The sequence below is a fragment of the Desulfocicer niacini genome (assembly GCF_054657595.1).
Window position 1 is genome coordinate 1 of record NZ_BAAHYK010000127.1, and the last position, 2,055, is coordinate 2,055.

2 protein-coding genes are annotated in these 2,055 nt (G+C 31.2%); both read right to left on the reverse strand.

What is annotated here, in order from left to right:
- On the reverse strand, positions 1-864 hold an 864-nt coding region (locus ACYQ2M_RS24990; RefSeq protein WP_459919124.1), incomplete at its 3' end, for a hypothetical protein.
- A partial coding sequence (locus tag ACYQ2M_RS24995; protein WP_459919125.1) for a hypothetical protein occupies positions 861-2,055 on the reverse strand: 1,195 nt, incomplete at its 5' end. The genes ACYQ2M_RS24995 and ACYQ2M_RS24990, both read right to left, overlap by 4 nt.

Below are 2,055 nucleotides of genomic sequence, written 5' to 3' on the forward strand. Positions count from 1 at the left end.
TTCACTCTCTTCTGAAGAGACAAGGCTTTGACTATTTTTTAAATCGTGCTCATGAACGAATTTTGCGGAAGTTTTCTTAAATGTATTGCCATGCATATTTTCATATGTATACCTATATACATTGAAGCCCTTAAAATCATACAATCTGAGCAAAATTTCGTTATCACTATGAATTAAATGCAAAATAGCTTGTATTCCGTTTTTTTGACAAGTTTCAATGATCATTTCTTTTTCGAAGCCGTTTAAATCTTTTACATTAATTTTGATGTTAAGTAGCTTATTGTACAGTTTGTCAATAAATACATTTGGAACTTTATCTGAGATTGCGATTCCCAATCTTGTGATATCAAGCTTTCTGATTTTTGCGAATAATTCATGCTCCCAAAAATAATCAATCAAATCATTATTATTTACGATTGTTCGAAATATATCAATCGAAATATATTCTTTCTCAACTAATTTTGCTGAAACAAATCCATTGATCATTTTTTCGTCTATAAAAAAATTAACTCTATACCATTTACTTTTTTTACTATCAATTTCATCAGCTTCAGCTCTTAAATATGCATTTTTATATGCCCTTCCAATGATATACTCATCTTTCAAAATAGGGGAAGATCTAAGGTTTGCCATATTTTTAACTTTTAATACTAAAATCATTTTTTTTTCATTATCTAATAGATATTGCTCAACTTCATCAACTCTTTTATTGATTTTGATAATTCGATCTTCTATCTTAGAAATATTATTTTGAATATTGTTAATTTTTGGGACACCATCATTGTTAGTATTTTTTTTCTCACAAGAAACAAATAGCAAACAACACATCAAAATAAGAAATGTCCTTTTAAATAGCATTTTCATCTATCCTTCATAGTATAGTCGATACCTAAAAGTTGTTCGGCAACATCTCTATCAAGCTTTAAAAGTGGTATATTGCTAGCTAATTGAACAATTTCGCCAAGATATTGAAAAACTCTAAAGGTTTCATCTACCACTTTAATTTCTTTTAATACCGATAATTGGATACCAGCATCATCTCGTAGCTTTTCAAACACATTGGCTTGTTTGGATATGTTCTTTGCCCAGTCCTTTTGTTTTGAAATAGTGTCAAAGATTTGTTGCCACCGACCGAGAGAATAATCAAGTGCCTCTTTCCAGCTATTATACTTCGCAAGGTCATTTTGAAATTCGGCTTCAGTAATAACTTTCTTCTCCAACCGCTTTTTTTGTGCAGTTATTTGTTCGTCTATTTTGTCTTTTATACCCTTGACGGTCGTTTCTCTTTTATTGTGCAACTTGTGAAGTTCTTCTATTCCTTCAATTTTAAATTCGTTTAAAATTTCTAATGTAACCGAACTTAGTTCATACACAAATGCTGTATATTCAACATACAAGTGAAATTTTCTATCTTTTTGTTTTGCACTCATTGCTTCTGTATACATTTGATCAGAAATACTAGTGAATGCTCTAATCGCGGTTGCAAAACTTTTTAGAGAAATATTATTCTTTTTTATAGCATCGTTAAGTTTTTTAACTGATTTATTTTCTTCAACATCAAGTTCAATATTGTCATTATCCCAAATTATATTTACAGAGCTACTATTTTCGATAGCTTCAGCTGTTTTCCAAATCTTATCTTTTATTGCATTTCTGTAGGCAGCTATTTTTTTAGAAACAACATCTTCTATATTTGACAATTTTAGTATATCAGCACTAACTTTGAATTGAGATTTGGTTGCTTTTTTTGATTCCGAACGAATTTTATTTAATTCTTTTTTGAGAGATTGCTGCCCAACTTCTTCCAATTCTTGCGTCAATTTTTCAACAGGGTCAACTGTATTGGCCCACACTATTTGATTACAAAAAAAAATCAACAATGATACCAAAGTGAAAATGACCAAAGAAAAACGAATCATAGCTACCCCCCATTTCAATATATATACTCTCGAAACAATTAAAGAACAACGCAAATTGAAAAATCGCACGGTAGGAACGCCGGTCACCCGGCGCCCCCCGCACAGACCCGGACGTGGGGTTTTCCCGCATCCGGTT